Source organism: Pseudomonas sp. 14P5.3.2 (assembly GCF_057799175.1).
The window spans coordinates 1-19,928 of record NZ_JBYOKU010000063.1; the positions used below are offsets into that span (position 1 = coordinate 1).

Here is a 19,928-nt window from a genome sequence, read left to right on the forward strand (position 1 = left end):
CCCCCCCCCCCACCCCGCTCCCACATTGGTTTATGGGGTGTTCAGGACGGCCAATGCCGGGCAAATACCGGCGCCAGCACCGGGTGCCGGTCAATGCGCTGCAACCACGCATAAAACCCTGGACGGGCCTGGCGCAGATGCTCGCGACTCCCCGCCCAGCGCGTCACCACGGCCGCCAGCACGTCCAGTGCTCCCGGCTTTTCGTCGTCCAGATACAGCTCGGCGGAAAACTGGTCGGCGAACACCTCCCAACTCCAGTGCAAACGCTCGCGGGCACCGGCCATCAGGTTTTGCCGTGAGGCCTCGTCGGGCATCACCAGCCAGCGCTCGGGGTAGTCGATGACGCCGATGGCCGCGTAGCAATTGCTGGCGATGTAGACCATGCCGCGAATCGCCTGGTCGCGATCCCCCGGCTTGTCCGGCAACAGACCGGAATCGGGAAAACTCAGGCCCAGGTGAATCAGAATCGCCACACTCTCGGTGATCGCACTGCCATCGGGCAATTGCAGGGTCGGCACCTGCTTCAGTGGATTGAGCAGCGCCAGTGCCTCGGCGGCTTCGGTCGAGGCCTGGCTATCGATGAAGCGGTAGGCGATCTGGCACAACTCCAGCGCCGCTTCGATCGCGGCAGCACCTGAATTGAGATGTCCGTAAAGTTGATACATGTCCCCTCCTCGATCTCGACAGGTCTGGTGTAGCCCTATTTATAGCGGGTGTATCGGCTTTGGCACATTTTTTCCATGCTCTCGCGACTTGCGAATTCAAACCTCGCAAAACAGCGCTGGCGGTGCCCATCCCGCACCAAGAGCAATCATCGAACGCTATCCGCGTTCTTGTAAGGTGCGATACCGAACCAAAAGTTCGCGTATCCGAGCTGGCAACAAGGAGGTCACTGCGTGAATCTTCAATCGTTCTGCCGCATTACTACTGCCTGTGGGTATCAATTGGCGCAACGCCGAGTTCACCGCCACAGTCCCGGCAATCAATACCTTTATCTTATTACCTGAACCCGACAGTCCTGCACTGCGTTTGGCGCCATTGGCTGCGCCAGCGGCAATACACTATTTATTTTTTAAATACACCGCATGAAGTTATTGCACAAACGATCAATCGATGACCGGCAACAGGATTGTCGAACAATAACTTAAGGCCTTTTGTTATTGCACCAAAAGCGCACTCCCGAGCATAACTAACCAACATTTAAAACAATTATTTCAATTGAACAAGAACAAGGAATACAGCCTGTGATCCGTTAATCCATTGACCGCACCAAATCAGTCCGCCACGCACCATCAAGCGCCCTGGCGGACTCGAGTTCAGCGGCTCTATCTGGCTAATTTGCCTGATACAGCGCCAGGCCTGACTCGCCTGTAAAAAAGCCCCGGGATTCGGGGCCGTGGACAGTCACGCATTAAAGAAAACTCGGCCCGCCAATAAAACTTATATAAATGCGACATGGGTAACAGCTATGAAATAACCGCTGTACATTTGCGCAACATTTGGCACAGCGGTTGCAAAACAAAATTTGAGTAATCAACTGTAGGAGCTGCCGAAGGCTCGGGCCGTTCCTACATAAAGCACAAGAACAACCAGGGAATGGCTAATGAACACTCGAAGTCGATGGCTCTAAGCCAGTAACTGTAAGCAAGCTCTTTTCAATAGATAGTTCAACTATCGGCTTGCGTACACCCAAAAGAAAGTTTCACCCACCCACTCGAACATCAACCAATTGTTCGGACGGCACCTTATTGCCCTTCATCAACCCGAGGGAGCTTTAATGAACGATGCGGTAAAGCACAGAACCCTGCCGGGGCCGTTACGGGAAGCGCCAATCCCGCCGCCACCGGACAGGCCGGTTTTCGCAGCCAACACGTCGCAACCCGGCGGGTTGAATAAACAGCAGATGCTGTTGCTGGTGGCGGTGTCGGCGCTGATACACGGCGGCGCCTGGTGGTTTCTGCAGCAGACTCGACCCGAGCCCCTGCCGACACCGCCGCAGATCCCGGAAATGACTGTCGAGCTGAGCAGCCCGACACCGCCTGCGCCGCCCACGCCGGAGCCACCACCGCCACCCCCTCCACCTCCGGAGCCTGAACAACCGGTGGAAGACGAAGACGCGGTCAAGCCACCGCCCAAACCGGTGGAGAAGCCGAAGCCGCTCGAAAAGCCCAAACCGGTGAAGAAAGTCGAGCCGCCGAAAGCTCCGCCTGCCCCGGCACAACCGGCCGCTCCCGCTGCGCCGGCGACACCAAGCGCGCCACCGGCCCCTGCCGCCGCGCCCGGCCCGGTCAAGGAATCGGCAGCGATTTCCGGTCTCGCCAGCCTCGGCAACCCGCCGCCGGAGTACCCGTCGCTGGCGCTGCGGCGCAATTGGGAAGGCAGCGTGGTGCTGCGCATTCAGGTGCTGGCCAACGGTCGCGCCGGTTCGGTCACGGTGACCAAGTCCAGCGGCAAGCCGCAACTGGATGACGCCGCCGTCGCGGCAGTGAAGAACTGGAAGTTCATTCCGGCCAAGCGCGGTGATACGCCGATTGACGGCTTCGCCACCCAGACCATCGATTTCAAATTGCCGCAATAACGGCAACCCCAACTCATAACCGACTTAATGCAAGCGAGGTGTAGCCATGAACTCTTCACTGTCTTCGATGATTGTCCCCGGTGTGCTCTGGGGCCTGGTGCTGTTTTCCGTGGTCAGCTGGGCAATCCTGCTGGTCAAGTCGGCGCAGTACCTGCGCCAGAAAGCCCAGAACAAACAGTTCAGCAAAGCCTTCTGGGGCGCGCCGGACCTGCTCACCGCCGCCGAACACGCCAGCCAGTATCCGGGCTCGCTGGCGCGCATCGCCAGCAGCGGTTTCGAAGCGTTGCTGGTGGAAGAATCGCCGCGTACCACGCAACAACTGGCGCACACCATCAACCGTTCCGATCGTCTGGAGCGCAACCTGCGCCAGCAGATCCAGAAAGAACGCCGCTCCCTGGAAAACGGTCAGGCGATCCTCGCCAGTATCGGCAGCACCGCGCCGTTCATTGGTCTGTTCGGCACCGTATGGGGAATCATGGAAGCCCTGCAAAGCATTGGCGAAACCGGTTCGGCCAGCCTTGAGGCGGTCGCCGGCCCCATCGGCCATGCACTGATCGCCACTGGCGTGGGGATCGCCGTCGCGGTTCCGGCGGTGCTGATTTACAACTTCTTCCTGCGCCGCCTGAAACTCGCTTCGGCAGACATGGATGACTTCGCCCACGACTTCGACGCCCTCGCTTCACGCAGCGCGTTTTCCATCAGCCGTCAGGCCATCGCCAGCAAAACCACAGCCGCCGTGCGGGAGGCCAGCTGATGTCCTTTTCCACGCAAGACAGCGATGAAGTGCTCAGCGAAATGAACGTCACGCCGCTGGTGGACGTGATGCTCGTGCTGCTGGTGGTGTTCATCGTCACCGCGCCGCTGATGACCAACGCGATCAAGGTCAACCTGCCGAAAACCGACGCCGTCGCTCCTGCCGAAAAGAAAGACCCGGTGGTGGTCAGCGTCGATCAGGACGGCAAGTTCTACCTGGCAAAAACCGAACTGGCGCCGGAATCGCTGGAAGCCAGCCTCAAGGAGGTCAAGGCCAAGGACGCCGAAGTGCGCGTGCAGTTGCAGGCCGACGCCAACGTCAATTACGGCCAGGTGGCCAAGGCCATGGCGTCCATCGAGCGCTCGGGCATCAGCAAGATTTCGGTGATGACCACCCACTGAGTGCGGTGCCGGGCGCGCGTTGAGAAGCGCGCCCGGCACCGCTGAAGAATCCCGTCGCAATCAGCCGACCGAAAAAACGCAACGCGTGTTCGGAGGGGATCGGCTTGCTTGAAGAAAGTGGTTTTTCGCGGCGCGGCACCCCCGTGACCTGCGCAATCAGGGCTCACAAGGCCATTTCGATAACGTCTAATAAAGTCGGAAACAACCATGCTGATGAACACTCCACGCTTTACGCTCAAACCTTTGGTGGCCACGATCTCTCGTCACCGTTTTGTTCCGTTGTATCTGGTGGCCATGGGGATGGGTGCCGGGACTGTGCAAGCCGCCGAGGATGACAACGCGGCCGTGCCCGCTGCGGCAGCGGTGGTGGCGCCGACCACGCAACTGCAACGGGTGGAAGTGACCGGTTCGGCGATTCGCCGGGTCGATGCGGAAACGGCTGTGCCGATCACCATTCTCAAGGCCGATGAGCTGCGCAAACAGGGCGTGACCACCACCGCCGAACTGGTGCAGCGGATCACCGGCAGCCAGTCGATCAACAACAGCGCCGGTTCGGTCGGCGCCGCCACCGGTGGCGCTTCGTTTGCCGACATGCGCGGCATCGGCGCGAACAAAACCCTGGTGCTGCTCAACGGTCGACGGCTGGCCAACAATGCCTTGTCCGGCACCAACTCGGCCGGCGGCGCGGTGGATCTGAACATGATCCCGTTTGCCGCCATCGAACGCGTGGAGGTTCTGCGCGACGGCGCGTCGGCCCTCTACGGCACCGACGCCATCGGCGGCGTGATCAACTTCATCACCAAGAAATCCATGACCGACGGCCAGCTCACCCTCGGTGGCGAAACCCCGACCCATAGCGGCGGCGGCGCGACCAAAGACATGAGCGCCAGTTGGGGCTACGGCGATCTGGAGCAAGACCGCTTCAACGTGCTCGGCGTGTTCAACTACAACAAGCAGCAGAACCTCGACGCCAACGACCGCTCCTTCGCCCGCGACTATGTGCCCGGCCGCGGTCTGGATCAGACCTCCGGCACCGCGTTCCCCGGCAACTACAGCCAGAACGGCAACGCCACCAATCCGTTGGCCAACAGCAATTGCAACGGCCCCAACCTGGTGGCGCGCGACGGTTTGTGCCGCTTCAGCACCCGCGAATACATCGACCTGATTCCGCAAACCGAAAAGACGTCGTTCTTCGGCAAGACCACCGGCAAGCTGGCGGATGACCACAACGTCAACCTCGAATACTTCTGGTCGCGCAACAACAACGCCACGGCGGTCGGCCCGGCACCGCTCACTGGCCTGAGCCTGGATTCATCGTCGCCCTACTACCCCGGCAACGGCATCACGCCCGGCCCGACCGGCTTCGCCCTCGACCCGACGCAACCGGTCGATGTCAACTGGCGCGAGACTGCTGCCGGCCCGCGTGAATCGAAAGACCAGAACACCAGTCAGCGCTTTCTGCTGAGCTTCGACGGGCTGGTCGGCGGCTGGGATTACAACGTCGGCGCCTCGTACAACCAGAACAAAATCGTCTCCAGCGTCACCAGTGGATATGTCAGCGATCAGGCGATGATCAACGGCCTGGCCAGCGGTCTGCTCAACCCGTTCGGCCCGCAATCGGCCGCCGGTCAGCAGTACATCGACCAGGCCATGTACCACGGCGCCTACTCCACCGCCGTCGGCCGCGTGGCCGGTTTTGACGGGCGGATCAGCCGCGAGATCGGCGACTGGTTCGGTGCCGGCCCTTCCGGTCTGGCACTGGGTGGCGAGTACCGCAAAGAGAAATTCCACCAGGACTTCGAACAGTTTGCTGGTGACATTCAGAGCCTCGGCATCGACCCCAACGGCAGTGTCGAAGGCGACCGCAGCGTGAAAGCCGCGTACGCCGAAATCAACGTGCCAGTGCTCGACAGCCTCGAACTGTCCGCCGCCGTGCGCCACGACAAATACAGCGACTTCGGCAGCACCACCAACCCGAAATATTCGTTCCGTTATCAGCCGCTCAAGGAGCTGGTGGTGCGCGGCGCGTACAGTGAAGGCTTCCGTGCGCCGTCACTCTACGAGCTGTATTCGCCGCGCAGCATCACTTACACCCAGGGCTACTACAACGACCCGGTGCTGTGTACCGGTGGCGTGGTGCAACCGGGCGGCAACGGCGGGCGCGATTGCGGCCAGCAGTTCCTCAACCAGATTGGCGGCAACGAAGATCTCGCCCCGGAGAAGGCGCGCAACGTGACGCTGGGCTTCGTCTACCAACCGGTCAGCAACCTGTCGGTGGGTCTGGATTTCTGGTGGATTCACATTTCCAACCAGATCCAGCCGTTCCCCGAATCCACCGTGTTCGATCAGGCCGGCAGCTACCCGGATCGCTTCGTGCGCAACGCCGACGGCACGCTCAACTACATCGTCACCGGCAACGCCAACCTCGGCATCGTCGAGACCAACGGTGTCGATGTATCGCTGGATTACCGCTTCCCGAACACCCCTTACGGCCAGTTCGGCCTGGGGCTGCAAGGCACCTACGTCGACAGTTACGACTTTCAGAGCACCATCAAGGGCCCGTTCACCGACAAGGTCGGCGACTTCGAAGGGGACGGGGTGATCGCGCGCTGGAAACACAACCTCACCGGCAGCTGGACCTTCGGCGCGGCTCGCGCGTCGCTGACCAACCGCTTCACCACCGGCTACAACGACTACGACCGCGATACCCATGCGCGCGTCGCGTCGTATTCGGTGTGGGACCTTTCGGCCGGCTACACCTTCAACAAGGTGCTGGACGTGGATGCGGGGATGAAGAACATGTTCGACCGCAACCCGCCTTTCACCAACCAGGCCTACAACTTCCAGAGCGGCTATGACCCGCGCTACACCGACCCGCTGGGCCGCACGCTGTTTGCGCGCATGACGTATCACTTCTAAGGCACAAAACACCGCGACACCGGGTGAATGCAAACCTTTGTGGCGAGGGAGCTTGCTCCCGCTTGAGTGCGCAGCACTCACAAAAATCTGCAGGGTTAATCCGATTTTTTGGGGCTGCTTCGCAGCCCAGCGGGAGCAAGCTCCCTCGCCACAGTTTTCAGCGTTGCCAGTGAGTTTTCGGGCTTAGAGGAAAAACTTCATGAGATTCATGCGCAACATGGCAGGCCTGCTGCTCGGCGGCGTTTTGCTCTGCGCCGCCGTGCCGGCAATGGCCGCCGGCAGCTACGCAATGACGGTATACGGCGAGGCGCCGAAGTATCCGGCGGGTTTCGAGCATTTCGATTTCGTCGATCCCGACGCGCCCAAGGGCGGTTCGCTCAGTCGCGCGTCGATGGAAATCGGTCAGTACAACTACATCACTCCGTATGCCGATCAAGGCATTTCCGTGGTGCAGGTCAACGACTGGGTGTATGCGCCTCTGGCGTTCCGTTCGCTCGACGAGCCCTACACCGTTTACGGTCTGGTCGCGCAACAGATGGAACGCGATCCCGAAGGCCTTTGGGTGCGTTTCACCCTGAACCCCAAGGCCCGCTTCGCCGACGGCACGCCGATCACCGCCGAGGACGTGCGCTACACCTTCAACCTGCTGATGACCAAGGGCAGCCTGAGCTATCGCCAGCAATACGCCGATGTGCAGGAGGTGCTGATCGAGAATCCGCAGCAGATTCGTTTCACCTTCAAGAACAACCTCAACCGCACCCTCGCGCTGGACCTGGCGACCCTGCGCGTGGTGCCTGAACACTGGTGGCAGACTCGCGATTTCGCCAACGGCGGCGGCTTCGAGCCACCGCTGGGCAGCGGCCCGTATCGGGTGAGCAAGGTCGATGCCGGACGCAGCATCAGTTTCCAGCGCGACCCGGACTGGTGGGGCAAAGACCTGCCGGTCAGTCGCGGGATGTACAACTTCGACACGCTCACGGTGAATTTCTACGGCGACACCGACGTCGCGCGCCAGCTGTTGCAGGCCGGGGCGTTCGACTACAACCGCGAGTTTTCCTCGTCCGGTTATGTGGTGGGTTACGACAGCCCGGCGCTGCGTGACGGGCGCTTGCAGCAGGCGATCCTTGCCCCGGAAAAACCGACGGCGGCCCAAGGCTTCGTGTTCAACCTGCAAAACCCGATTTTTCAGGATCGCCGCGTGCGTCAGGCGATCAGCCTGCTGTGGGATTTCGAATGGACCAATAAGCAGATGATGCGCGGCTTCTATGTACGCCAGAACAGCTTCTGGCCGAAGAGTGAAATGGCCGCGACCGCCCTGCCTGACGCCGAGGAACTGAAGATCCTCGAACCGTTGCGCGGGCAGATTCCCGACGAGGTGTTCACCACGGTGTATCAGGCGCCGAAAACCGACGGCAGCGGCTACATTCGCGACAAGCAGTTGCAAGCCCTGAAGCTGCTCGCCGAGGCCGGCTGGACGCCGCACAACAATCGGCTGCTCAACGCCGCCGGTGAACCGCTGGAGTTCACCTTCCTCGACGGTCAGGGCGGTTTTGATCGCATGCTGTTGCCGTTCAAACGCACCCTCGCGCAGATCGGCATCACCCTCAATCTGCGCCGGATCGACTCGGCGCAATACGTCAATCGGCTCAATGCCCGCGACTACGACATGATCGTCACCAGTTTTCCGCGCAGTGGCGATCCGATCGTCTCCCCCGGCCGCGAGCTGTACAGCCTGTACGCCTCGCAAAGTGCCACGCAAGTCGGCAGTTCGAACTCGATGGTGTTGGCCAACCCGGCGGTCGATCAACTGATCGACGGGCTGGTCAAGGCCGACACCCGCGAAGCCATGGTGCATTACGCCCGCGCCCTCGACCGGGTGCTGCAATGGGGTTACTACATGATTCCCAACTACTACTCCAAAGGCACGCCGACGGTGTATCAGAACCGCTTCGGCATGCCACCGGTGCAACCGGCGTACGACGAAGGCCTCAACACCTGGTGGGAGGTCTCGGCCAAGCCGTTGACCACGCAACAGATGCACACCCAGCTCGCGGGGGGCCAGTGACATGCTGCACTATCTGAGTCGACGCCTGCTGCTGATCATCCCCACGCTGCTGTGCATTCTGGTGGTCAATTTCCTGATTGTGCAGGCCGCGCCGGGCGGCCCGGTGGAGCAAGCCATTGCCCGCCTGCAAGGTTTCGGCGGACACAGCATGGGCGGCGGCGGTGAAGTCGCCGCGGTTGGCGGTGCTGGGCGCAGCAGCCGCGGTCTCGATCCGGCGCTGATCGAGGAAATCAAACACCACTACGGTTTCGACAAACCGATGCACGAACGCCTGTGGCTGATGCTGAAAAACTACGCCCAGCTGGATCTGGGCAGCAGTTTCTTTCGCGGCGCCAAAGTCACCGATCTGATCGCGCAGAAACTGCCGGTGTCGTTGTCACTCGGCCTGTGGGCGACGCTGATTACCTACCTGATTTCAATTCCGCTGGGCATCCGCAAAGCAATCAGGAACGGCAGCGCATTCGATGTCTGGAGCAGCACGGCGATCATCATCGGCTACGCGATGCCGGCGTTTCTGTTTGCGATTCTGCTGATCGTGGTGTTCGCCGGCGGCAGCTACGTCAACTGGTTTCCGGTGCAGGGCCTGGTGTCGGACAACTTCGACAGCTTTAGTACATTGGGCAAGGTCGGCGACTACCTCTGGCACCTGGTGCTGCCGGTCACGGCACTGGTGATCGGTGGGTTCGCCACCCTGACCATCCTCACCAAAAACAGTTTTCTCAACGAGATCAGCCGCCAGTACGTGATCACCGCGCGGGCCAAGGGTCTGACCGAGCGCCGCGTGCTCTACGGCCATGTGTTTCGCAACGCCATGCTGCTGGTAGTGGCCGGAGTGCCCTCGGCGCTGATCGAGGTGTTTTTCGCCGGTTCCTTGCTGATCGAAACCATCTTCAACCTCGACGGCCTCGGACGCATGAGTTACGAGGCGGCGGTGTCGCGCGACTACCCGGTGGTGTTCGGCGCGTTGTTCCTGTTCACCCTGTTCGGCCTGTTGATCAAGCTGATCGGCGACCTCAGCTACACCCTGCTCGACCCGCGCATCGACTTCTCGGCGAGGACTGCCTGATGTTCACACTCTCTCCTCTGGGTCAGCGCCGGGTCGCGCAGTTCAAGGCCAATCGCCGTGGGCGCTGGTCGTTGTGGCTGTTCCTCGGGCTGTGCGTGATCTGCCTCGGTGGCGAACTCATCGCCAACGACAAGCCGTTGCTGATCCGCTACCACGACGCCTGGTACTTCCCGATCCTCAGCGATTACCTGGAAACCGATTTCGGCGGCGAGCTGCCGTTCCAGCCGGATTACGCCAGCGCTTACGTGCACTCGCTGATCGAGGATCAGGGCGGCTGGATGCTGTTTCCGCCGATCCCGTTCAGCTACGACACGGTCAATTACGACCTGACTGAACCGGCACCCAGCCCACCCTCTTCGAGCAATTGGCTGGGCACCGACGATCAGGCCCGGGACGTGTTGGCGCGGGTGATTTTCGGCACACGAATTTCGATTCTGTTTGCGCTGATCCTCACCGGCATCAGTGCGTTGGTCGGCATCGTTGCCGGGGCGTTGCAGGGTTATTACGGCGGCTGGGTCGACTTGCTCGGGCAGCGCGTGCTGGAGATCTGGTCGGGGCTGCCGGTGCTGTATCTGCTGATCATTCTGTCCGGGTTTGTCTCGCCGAGTTTCTGGTGGCTGCTGGGGATCATGGCGCTGTTTTCCTGGCTGGCGCTGGTGGATGTGGTGCGCGCCGAGTTCCTGCGTGGACGCAATCTGGAATACGTCAAAGCCGCGCGGGCGCTGGGCCTGACCGACAGTGAGCTGATGTGCCGGCACATCCTGCCCAACGCGATGACCTCCACCCTGACCTACTTGCCGTTCATTCTGACCGGCGCCATCGCCACCCTCACCGCGCTGGACTTCCTCGGTTTCGGCATGCCCGCCGGGACCGCCTCGCTGGGCGAACTGATCGGCCAGGCCAAGCGCAATCTGCAAGCGCCGTGGCTGGGGCTGACGGCGTTTTTTGCCTTGGCGCTGATTTTGTCTTTATTGGTATTCATCGGTGAGGCTTGCCGAGATGCGTTTGATCCACGATCTTGATCCAAGGAGCTGACATGCAAAACAATTTGATCGAGATCCGCGACCTGCGTGTTGCCTTTGGCGAACAGACGGTGGTGCACGGTTTGAACCTCGATATCCGCCGCGGCGAATGCCTGGCGCTGGTCGGTGAGTCCGGCTCCGGCAAGTCGGTCACGGCACATTCGATTTTGCGCCTGTTGCCGGGGAAAACCGTTAGCAGCAGCGGTTCGATTGCTTACAACGGGGTGAACTTGCTGGACGCCAGCGAGCAGCAGATGCGCGGTTTGCGCGGCAACCGGATTGCGATGATTTTCCAGGAGCCGATGACCTCGCTCAATCCACTGCACACCGTGGAACGACAGGTCAGCGAAGTGCTGGAGATTCACAAGGGCCTCAAGGGCCGCGCCGCCCGTGAGCGCACTTTGGAATTGCTCGAACTGGTGGGCATTCGCCAACCGCTGCAGCGCTTGAAAGCCTATCCGCATCAGCTCTCCGGCGGTCAGCGGCAACGGGTGATGATTGCAATGGCGCTGGCCAATGAGCCGGAACTGCTGATCGCCGATGAGCCGACCACGGCGCTGGACGTGACCGTGCAGCAGAAAATCCTCGAGCTGCTGATCGAGCTGCAACAGCGGCTCGGCATGTCGATGCTGCTGATCAGTCACGATCTGAATCTGGTGCGGCGCATCGCGCAACGGGTGTGCGTGATGCGCCACGGCGAAATCGTCGAACAGGCCGACTGCGCGACGCTGTTTCGCGCGCCGCAGCACCCTTACAGCCGCTTGCTGATCGAGGCTGAACCGAGCGGTGCGCCGGTGCCGAGTCCGTACCAGCACAACCTGCTGGAAGTCGACGATCTGAAGGTCTGGTTTGCCCTGCCCAAGGCCTTGTTCAGTCGTTCGCAGGCGTACATCAAAGCGGTGGACGGGGTCAGTTTCCGCTTGCAACGCGGCAAGACCCTGGGGATTGTCGGCGAGTCCGGTTCGGGCAAATCGACGCTGGGCCAGGCGATCCTGCGGCTGGTGGAATCCGAGGGCGATATCCGCTTCGGCAACAAGCAGTTGAGCCTGCTCAATCAACGCTTGATGCGGCCATTACGGCGGCAGATTCAGGTGGTGTTCCAGGACCCGTTCGGCAGCCTGAGCCCGCGAATGTCGGTGCAGCAGATCATTGCCGAAGGGTTGCTGACCCACGGCATCGGCACCGAGGCCGAGCGCGAAGCAGCGGTGATTCGCGTGCTGGAGGAAGTCGGCCTCGACCCCAAGAGTCGCCATCGCTATCCCCACGAATTCTCCGGCGGCCAGCGCCAGCGCATCTCCATCGCCCGCGCACTGGTGCTGGAGCCGGCGCTGATCCTGCTCGACGAACCGACCTCGGCGCTGGATCGCACGGTGCAGAAACAAGTGGTGGAGCTGTTGCGGCAATTGCAGATCAAGCATGGACTGACGTATCTGTTTATCAGCCATGACCTGGCGGTGGTGCATGCGCTGGCCCATGACTTGATGGTGATCAAGGATGGCAAGGTGGTGGAACAGGGCTCGTCGCGGGAGATTTTTGCCGCACCGCAGCATCCCTATACCCAGGAACTGCTGAGAGCCTCCGGCCTCAAGCCCGCTGAAGCCCCCTGTGGGAGCGAGCTTGCTCGCGAAAGCGGTGGTTCAGATATAAATGAGTCGACTGACACTACGCATTCGCGAGCAAGCTCGCTCCCACAGTTTTGATTTGCAGAGATTGAACAATATTTTTCGGGCACTGCATCCAAATGCCTCCGCCACGGGTAGTCCCTGTAACAGCCCTCTTCGGCTGTCAGCCGTCTACCCCTTTCGGAGATAACACTGATGAACATCACTCAACTGATTGGCCTCACCGGTTTGCTCGCCCTGTCCTCGACAACCTTCGCCCAAAGCAACTATCCCGACGCAATCAAAGTCCCGGACGGTCACAAGATCGCCCTGGAAACCACCGGGGTCGGCGAGATCACTTACGAATGCCGCGACAAGCCCAACGCGGCCGGGCAGACCGAATGGACTTTCGTCGGCCCTAAAGCGGTGCTCAATGATCGCAGCGGCAAGCAGGTCGGCACCTACTTCGGCCCGCCCGCCACCTGGCAGGCCAAGGACGGTTCGAAAGTCACCGGCACGCAACTGGCAGTCGCCCCGTCGAGCCCGGGCAACCTGCCCTATCAACTGGTCAAGGCCAACCCGGCTGAAGGCAAAGGCGCGATGAGTGGCGTGAGCTACATCCAGCGTGTCGCGCTCAAGGGCGGCGTAGCGCCAGGCAGCGAATGCACGGCAGCGAACAAGGGCAAGCAGGAAGTGGTGAAGTATCAGGCCGACTACATTTTCTGGGCGGCGAACTGACTTTCCGATCCCGCACAAATCTTCCTTGTGGGAGGGGGCTTGCTCCCGAAGGCGGTGTGTCAGCCACCCTCTCGTTCACTGACACACCGCCTTCGGGAGCAAGCCCCCTCCCACACAGGCGTCCACAGGGACACCCGGGTTGTCTGGATGTTTGCGGAATGTGAGCTAGATTGCACCCCATGTCTTTGCCTGAACCGGTGTTTGATTACGAAGCCCGTCTCGCTGCCTGTGCCCGCGGCGAGCAGTCGGCCCTGCGCGATTTGTACGTGCAGGAAGGCCCGCGCCTGCTCGGCGTTGCCAAACGACTGGTACGTGACGCGGCGCTGGCCGAAGACATCGTGCATGAGGCGTTTATCAAGATCTGGAACGGTGCGGCGCAATTTGATCCGGCGCGCGGTTCAGCGCGCGGCTGGATGTTCAGCGTGACCCGGCATCTGGCGTTGAACCAGCTGCGTGATCAAAGCCGGGAGACGCCGTTCAACGAAGAACACGATGCCGAGCCTGACGAGGACGCCTTCGATGTGCAGGGCCATTCGGCGCGGATCCATCGTTGTCTGGAACAACTCGACCCGCAGCGGCGAAGCTGCATTCTCCACGCCTATGTCGACGGCTACAGTCATGCACAGATTTCCGCGCGCCTGGACACGCCGCTGGGCACGGTCAAAGCCTGGATCAAACGCAGCCTCAACGCTTTGCGGGAGTGCATGGGATGACCACTGAATCGGCGCAGGAACGTGATGAACTGGCCAGTGAATACGTGCTCGGCACCCTGTCGGCGCCGGAGCGTGAAGCGCTGCAACAGCGCTTGCCCCACGACCCCGAATTGCAAGCGGCGGTGGATGCCTGGGAGCGACGCTTGCTCGACCTGACCGAATTTGCCGGGACGCAGCAGCCTTCGCCGCACTTGTGGCCGCGCATCGAGCGCAGTGTCGAGCGGTTCGCGCAAAAAGCGCCGGCTGCGCCGTCAACCTCGTGGTGGAATCTGCTGCCGCTGTGGCGCGGGCTGAGCGCCGCCGGACTGGCGGCCACGCTGGTATTGGGGGCAATTCTGCTGACGCAGACCCCGTCGAAGCCGAATTATCTGGTGGTGCTGGTCGCGCCGCAGGACAAGGCGCCAGGCTGGGTGATTCAGGCCAGTAATCCACGGGAAATTCAGTTGATCCCGCTGGGCGTGGTCGAAGTGCCGGCGGACAAGGCGCTGGAGTTCTGGACCAAGGCTGACGGCTGGCAAGGACCGGTGTCGCTGGGGCTGGTCAAACCGGGCGAGGCGCTGTCGGTGCCGCTGGACAAGCTGCCGCCGCTGCAACCGAATCAGCTGTTCGAGCTGACGCTGGAAGGCGCCAATGGCTCGCCGATCGGTAAACCGACCGGGCCGATTCAGGCGATTGGTCGCGCGGTCAAAGTGCTGTGACGGCGTCTCACCCGCCCCTCGCCATGCAGCGTTTGTAGCGCTCATCCACCCGTTTGGCGAACCACGCCGTGGTCAGCTTGCGGGTGATTTTCGGACTCTGCAGCACGATCCCCGGCAACACCGCGCGCGGCAAAGTCTTGCCTTCGGCCTTCTCGGCCAGTTCGAACACTCGTTGATAAAGCTTGGTGTCTTCAAACTCCAGAGTCTTGCCCTTCTCCAGTTGATCGCGAATGGTCGGGTTGCGCATGCCCAGCGACTTGCCGAGGGTGCGCACCGCCAGCTCAGTGCTACCGGGCATGATCGAGTCGTAGCGGATCACATCGCCATCCAGCGCCAGCGGGATGCCCGAGGCTCGGCTGACGGCGTTCTGGAACGCGGCATTGCGGCTGGCGTACCAACCAGCGTTGAAGTCGGCAAAGCGATACAGCGGCTCGCGATAACTCACCGGATAGCCGAGCAAATGGGCGATGCCGAAGTACATGCCGCCACGGCGGGTGAACACTTCGTGGCGGATGGTGCCGTTGACCGGGTACGGATAATCCTTGGCGTGTTGCTCGGCGAATTCGACGCTGACCTGCATCGGCCCGGCGGTGTGTACCGGGTTGAAGCCGCCGAACAAGGTGCGGCCCATCGGCACCATGCCGATGAAGTCGTCGAAGATTGCGCTCAGCTCTTTCTCGCTGCGTGCCGCGTTGAGGCGTTCGCTATAGGTTTTGCCGGTGGGCGAACGCACGGCCAGTGCGGCGCTGACCAGCATTCCGGGGATGTGTGCCTTGCCGGCACGGCGATCGATTTCGTCGCGGGCGATCTTGCCCAGGCCCGGCACAGTCGGGTCGACCTGAAAAGTCGACTCCTGCTCGGCCACGGCAAGCACCGAACAGAGGTTTTGTGTGGTCGGACTGATGTGCTGGGCGGCGAACGCGGCGTAGATGTCGGTGGCCCAGCCCTGACGGTCGGGCACTTTCGCCGGCATCAGCCGCACGATTTCGGCCTTCACTTCGGCGGGCGCACGCGGCGCCGGCGCCTGGCTGCGCTGGCCGGCGCAACCGGCGAGCACCAGCAGCGCGGCGAGGGAGATCAGTAATCGAGGGGTGTGCATGGCGCTCCTTGGCGTGCATTGAGGCGGGTTCACCATACGATCAAAAGTGTGGCGCAGGCTAGGACTGTGACCTTTGTGGTGAGGGGATTTATCCCCTCACCACAGGTATCCATTCGGATCTGGAATTTCAGCAAGATAAACCGTTTGCAAAACGTTACTGCGAACTCCTATCATTTGCGCCTGGAGTCGCATTTGCGCAAGGAGTTCCCCGCGCCGTTCTAATTTTCTCATCGGCGGCGCGCCGCCAGGTACGAAACATGTCCACTCCAGCTCGACCCGGTGTTCCTTTTCGCCCAACGCTTCTCGCTTTGCTGTGCTCCCTGACGGTCACTGCCTACGCTGCCGATGAAGATGCCAAGGCGTTGGTGCTCGATAACGTCAACATCAATGCCCAGGCACCGACGCCCAGCGCCCTGCCCCCGGTTTATTCCGGTGGTCAGGTCGCCCGTGGCGGTCAGCTCGGCGTGCTGGGCAATCAGGACATGATGGATGTGCCGTTCAGTGCCACGTCCTACACCGAACAGCTGATTCAGGATCAGCAGGCCGAAGACGTCGCCGACGTGCTGCTCAACGATTCTTCAGTACGTCAGGCCTCGGGTTTCTCCAACCAGGCGCAGCTGTTCATGATCCGCGGCTTGCCGCTCAACGGCGACGACATTTCCTATAACGGCCTGTACGGCGTGCTGCCGCGGCAGATCATTTCCACCGACGCCCTGGAGCGCGTGGAAGTGTTCAAAGGCCCGAACGCCTTCATCAACGGCGTGACTCCGACCGGTTCCGGTATCGGCGGTGGCGTCAATCTGCAACCCAAGCGCGCCGGCGACGAGCCGCTGCGCCGCTACACCACCGACATCAACAGCGAAGGCCGCATCGGTCAGCACTTCGACATCGGCCAGCGTTTCGGCGAAGACAACCGCTTCGGCGCGCGGATCAACCTGTCCCAGCGCGAAGGCGACACTGGCATCGACCACGAAAACCAGCGCTCGAAACTGTTCAGCATCGGCCTTGATTATCGCGGTGACGCGCTGCGTATTTCCGGCGACTTCGCCTATCAGAAGGAACGCGTAAACGGTGGCCGCAACTCGGTCAACCTCGGCACCGCCACGCACATTCCGGACGCACCGTCGGCAGACACCAATTACGCGCCGAAGTGGGGTTACACCGACATCGAAGACACCTTCGGCATGCTCCGCGCCGAATACGACCTGAACGACAACTGGACCGCATACGTCGCCGGCGGCGCCAAGCACACCCGCGAAGTCGGGCGCTACAATTCGACCACGCTGGTGGGCAACAACGGCGCCTCGTTCACCACCGGCTCGTTCATCCCTCACGATGAAGACAACACCAGCCTGATGGCCGGCCTGAACGGCAAGTTCAACACCGGTGCTGTCAGCCACAAGCTCAACTTCGGCCTCAGCGGTCTGTGGGCCGAGCAGCGCAGCGCCTATGATTTCGACCTGACCAAGTACGCCAACAACATCTACCACCCGGTGGAAACCCCGTCGCCGGTCGGCAACTTTTCCGGCGGCGACGTCAGCGATCCGGGCATTGTCGGCAAGACCTTCAACCGCAGCCTCGCGCTCTCCGACACCCTCGGTTTCTTCGATGATCGCCTGTTGATCACCGCTGGCCTGCGTCGTCAGCAACTGGTGGTGCAGGGCTACAACTACGCCAGTTACGGCAGCGGCAGCCGCAAGTCGAGCTACGACGAATCGATCACCACGCCGGTCTACGGCATCGTGTTCAAGCCGTGGGAGCACGTGTCGTTCTACGCCAACCACATCGAAGGACTGGCACAGGGTCCGACTTCGCCGACCAGCACCGGTGGCTTCCAGGTAACCAACGGCAACGAAGTCTACGCGCCGGCACGCTCCAAGCAGACCGAGGCCGGAGTCAAAGTCGACATGGGCACTTACGGTGCGAGCCTGGGCGTGTATCGCATCGAGCAGCCAAGCGATGGTTACTGTGAAATCAACAGTGCCACCACTTGCACCTACGTGCGTGAAGGCGAGCAGATCAACAAAGGCGTGGAAATGAACGTCTTCGGCGAGCCGATCAGCGGCCTGCGCCTGCTCAGCGGCGTGACCGTGATGCACACCGAACTGAAGAACACCCAGAACGGCGCCAACGACGGTAACCGTGCCATTGGCGTGCCGAGCTTCCAGTTCAACGCCGGCGCCGACTGGGATGTGCCGGGCCTGCAAGGCGTGGCGCTGAATGCGCGGATGCTGCGCACCGGCGGCCAATATGCCGACGCAGCCAACAACCTTAGTCTGCCGACCTGGAACCGCTTCGACGCGGGTGCGCGTTACGCGTTCAAGGTGTCGCAGAAAGACGTGACCCTGCGTCTGGGCGTCGAAAACCTGGCCAACAAGAAATACTGGGAATCGGCACAGGGCGGCTATCTGACCCAGGGTGAGCCGCGCGTGGCGAAGTTGTCGGGCACCATCGATTTCTAAACGTCATCCCTTCGTAACAAGGGCCCCGCAGCTTTACCGTTGCGGGGCCTTTTTTTGCGCCGGGTCATAAGCCCCCTTCGCGAGCAAGCCCGCTCCCACCTTGGAATGCGTTCGACTGTGGGAGCGGGCTTGCTCGCGAAGAGGCCGGCACTGGCTACCCTTTCCATCTGATCCATACTTGCTGCACAGCCAACGGAGGACAGGCCCATGAACCGCAGCGACGTTCTGATCATCGGCGCCGGCCCCACCGGTCTGGTGCTGGCCCTGTGGCTGAGCAAACTCGGTGTGCGCGTGCGCATCATCGACAAGGCCTCCGCCCCCGGCAGCACCTCACGGGCGCTGGCGGTGCAGGCGCGCACGCTGGAGTTGTACCGGCAACTGGACCTGGCCGACACCGTGGTGCGCAACGGCCATCGGGTGGCGGCGGCGAATTTCTGGGTCAACGGCAAACCGGTCGCGCAATTGCCGCTGAACCGCATCGGCGAAGGCCTGACGCCGTACGCATTCGTCGAAATCTTCCCGCAGGATCAACACGAACGGCTGCTGATCGAGCGTCTCGAAGACTACGGCGTCACCGTCGAACGCGACACCACGCTGGAAAGTTTCGAAGAGACCGGCGACGGCCTCACCGCGCACTTGCGCCTGCCCGATGGCGAACAGGAAATCTGCCAGGCCTGCTATCTGGCGGGATGTGATGGCGCCCGCTCAGTGGTGCGCAAAACCCTCGACACCGGTTTTCCCGGCGGCACCTATCAGCAGATTTTCTACGTCGCCGACGTCAAGGCCAGCGGCCCGGCGATGAACGGTGAGCTGCACCTGGATCTGGATGAAGCGGACTTCCTTGCGGTGTTTCCACTGGCCGGCGAAGGCCGTGCCCGCTTGATCGGCACGGTGCGTGACGAGCGCGCGGATCGCGCCGAAAGCCTGGAATTCTCCGATGTCAGCAGCCGCGCCATCGAACACCTGAAAGTGCACATCGAAGACGTGAACTGGTTCTCGACCTACCGTGTGCATCACCGCGTGGCCGAGCACTTTCGCAGCGGTCGGGCGTTTCTGCTCGGCGACGCCGCGCACGTGCACAGCCCGGCGGGCGGTCAGGGCATGAACACCGGCATTGGCGATGCGATCAACCTGGCGTGGAAACTCGCCGCCGTGCTCAACGGCAGCGCCACGGCGAAGCTGCTCGACACGTACGAAACCGAACGCATCGCCTTCGCCCGGCGACTGGTATCGACCACCGACAAAGTGTTCAGTTTCGTCACCGCCGAGGGGCGCATCGCCGATCTGCTGCGCACGCGCCTGGCACCGTTTCTGATCCCGAAAATGGCCTCATTCGAGGTCAGCCGCGAGTTCCTCTTCCGCACCGTCTCGCAAGTCACCCTCAACTACCGCGGCATGCCGCTGAGCCAGGGCACGGCCGGCCACGTCCACGGTGGCGACCGCTTGCCGTGGGCGCATGATGGTGAGGGGGATAATTACGAACCGCTGCGGCAGCCGTGCTGGCAGGTGCATGTGTACGGCGACACCAGCGACGAGATGATCGCCTGGTGCAATGAGCACAACCTGCCGCTGCACGTGTTCGACTGGCGGCCGGCGTTTGATACGGCGGGGTTGGCGCGTAACGGGTTTTATCTGCTGCGCCCGGATACCTATGTGGCGATTGCCGATAACAGTGCGGATCCGAAGGTGATCGAGCGGTATTTCAGGGATCACGGCATCCGGCCGTTCTTCGTCTGCCCCTGACACAGCACAACCCCACTGTGGGAGCGGGCTTGGGGGGGGGGGGGGGGGGGGGGGGGGAACTGTCGACCT

General features: G+C 61.8%; 15 protein-coding genes. 13 read left to right on the plus strand and 2 right to left on the minus strand.

Annotated elements, in window-relative coordinates; translation table 11 throughout:
• Nucleotides 1-41: 41 nt before the first annotated feature.
• The gene (locus AC27VU_RS28535; RefSeq protein WP_488725378.1) at nucleotides 42-665 is read right to left on the minus strand and encodes a glutathione S-transferase N-terminal domain-containing protein; all 624 of its coding nucleotides are present in this window, start codon (nucleotides 663-665) and stop codon (nucleotides 42-44) included.
• Between the two features lie 1,112 nt (nucleotides 666-1,777).
• On the opposite strand from AC27VU_RS28535, the gene AC27VU_RS28540 reads away from it, so the two are divergent.
• The 11 genes from AC27VU_RS28540 (at nucleotide 1,778) to AC27VU_RS28590 (ending at nucleotide 14,555) form a co-directional block, all read left to right on the plus strand.
• Nucleotides 1,778-2,578: an energy transducer TonB gene (locus AC27VU_RS28540; RefSeq protein WP_488725379.1), complete on the plus strand. Its 801-nt coding sequence runs from the start codon at nucleotides 1,778-1,780 to the stop codon at nucleotides 2,576-2,578.
• Between the two features lie 46 nt (nucleotides 2,579-2,624).
• A complete protein-coding gene (locus AC27VU_RS28545) occupies nucleotides 2,625-3,332 on the plus strand; it encodes a MotA/TolQ/ExbB proton channel family protein (protein WP_003223576.1) in 708 nt (235 codons plus the stop codon).
• Nucleotides 3,332-3,733, plus strand: a complete 402-nt coding sequence (locus AC27VU_RS28550) for an ExbD/TolR family protein (protein WP_003223575.1) — start codon at nucleotides 3,332-3,334, stop codon at nucleotides 3,731-3,733. Before AC27VU_RS28545 ends, AC27VU_RS28550 begins: the two co-directional genes overlap by 1 nt.
• Before the next feature lie 207 nt (nucleotides 3,734-3,940).
• Nucleotides 3,941-6,652: a TonB-dependent receptor gene (locus AC27VU_RS28555; RefSeq protein WP_003223572.1), complete on the plus strand. Its 2,712-nt coding sequence runs from the start codon at nucleotides 3,941-3,943 to the stop codon at nucleotides 6,650-6,652.
• Between the two features lie 199 nt (nucleotides 6,653-6,851).
• Nucleotides 6,852-8,717: an extracellular solute-binding protein gene (locus AC27VU_RS28560; protein ID WP_488725380.1), complete on the plus strand. Its 1,866-nt coding sequence runs from the start codon at nucleotides 6,852-6,854 to the stop codon at nucleotides 8,715-8,717.
• A 1-nt stretch (nucleotide 8,718) separates the two neighbouring features.
• Complete coding sequence (locus tag AC27VU_RS28565; RefSeq protein ID WP_488725381.1) at nucleotides 8,719-9,783, plus strand: microcin C ABC transporter permease YejB; 1,065 nt, start codon at nucleotides 8,719-8,721, stop codon at nucleotides 9,781-9,783.
• Complete coding sequence (locus AC27VU_RS28570; RefSeq protein WP_488725382.1) at nucleotides 9,783-10,805, plus strand: ABC transporter permease; 1,023 nt, start codon at nucleotides 9,783-9,785, stop codon at nucleotides 10,803-10,805. Before AC27VU_RS28565 ends, AC27VU_RS28570 begins: the two co-directional genes overlap by 1 nt.
• Before the next feature lie 14 nt (nucleotides 10,806-10,819).
• A complete protein-coding gene (locus AC27VU_RS28575) occupies nucleotides 10,820-12,505 on the plus strand; it encodes an ABC transporter ATP-binding protein (protein ID WP_488725383.1) in 1,686 nt (561 codons plus the stop codon).
• A gap of 117 nt (nucleotides 12,506-12,622) precedes the next feature.
• Nucleotides 12,623-13,144: a DUF3455 domain-containing protein gene (locus AC27VU_RS28580; RefSeq protein ID WP_003223564.1), complete on the plus strand. Its 522-nt coding sequence runs from the start codon at nucleotides 12,623-12,625 to the stop codon at nucleotides 13,142-13,144.
• A gap of 179 nt (nucleotides 13,145-13,323) precedes the next feature.
• The gene (locus AC27VU_RS28585; protein ID WP_488725384.1) at nucleotides 13,324-13,857 is read left to right on the plus strand and encodes a sigma-70 family RNA polymerase sigma factor; all 534 of its coding nucleotides are present in this window, start codon (nucleotides 13,324-13,326) and stop codon (nucleotides 13,855-13,857) included.
• Entirely contained in the window at nucleotides 13,854-14,555 is a 702-nt protein-coding gene (locus AC27VU_RS28590; protein ID WP_003223560.1) for an anti-sigma factor, read from the plus strand. The genes AC27VU_RS28585 and AC27VU_RS28590 overlap by 4 nt, the downstream gene beginning before the upstream one ends.
• A gap of 7 nt (nucleotides 14,556-14,562) precedes the next feature.
• Here the strand turns inward: AC27VU_RS28590 and AC27VU_RS28595 are convergent, their stop codons facing one another.
• The gene (locus tag AC27VU_RS28595) at nucleotides 14,563-15,654 is read right to left on the minus strand and encodes a DUF1615 domain-containing protein (RefSeq protein WP_488725385.1); all 1,092 of its coding nucleotides are present in this window, start codon (nucleotides 15,652-15,654) and stop codon (nucleotides 14,563-14,565) included.
• A gap of 257 nt (nucleotides 15,655-15,911) precedes the next feature.
• Between AC27VU_RS28595 and AC27VU_RS28600 the strand changes: the two genes are divergently transcribed.
• Together AC27VU_RS28600 and AC27VU_RS28605 are read left to right on the plus strand one after the other, a co-directional pair.
• Nucleotides 15,912-18,116: a TonB-dependent receptor gene (locus AC27VU_RS28600; RefSeq protein WP_488725386.1), complete on the plus strand. Its 2,205-nt coding sequence runs from the start codon at nucleotides 15,912-15,914 to the stop codon at nucleotides 18,114-18,116.
• Between the two features lie 207 nt (nucleotides 18,117-18,323).
• The gene (locus tag AC27VU_RS28605; RefSeq protein ID WP_488725387.1) at nucleotides 18,324-19,859 is read left to right on the plus strand and encodes an FAD-dependent oxidoreductase; all 1,536 of its coding nucleotides are present in this window, start codon (nucleotides 18,324-18,326) and stop codon (nucleotides 19,857-19,859) included.
• Nucleotides 19,860-19,928: the final 69 nt, after the last annotated feature.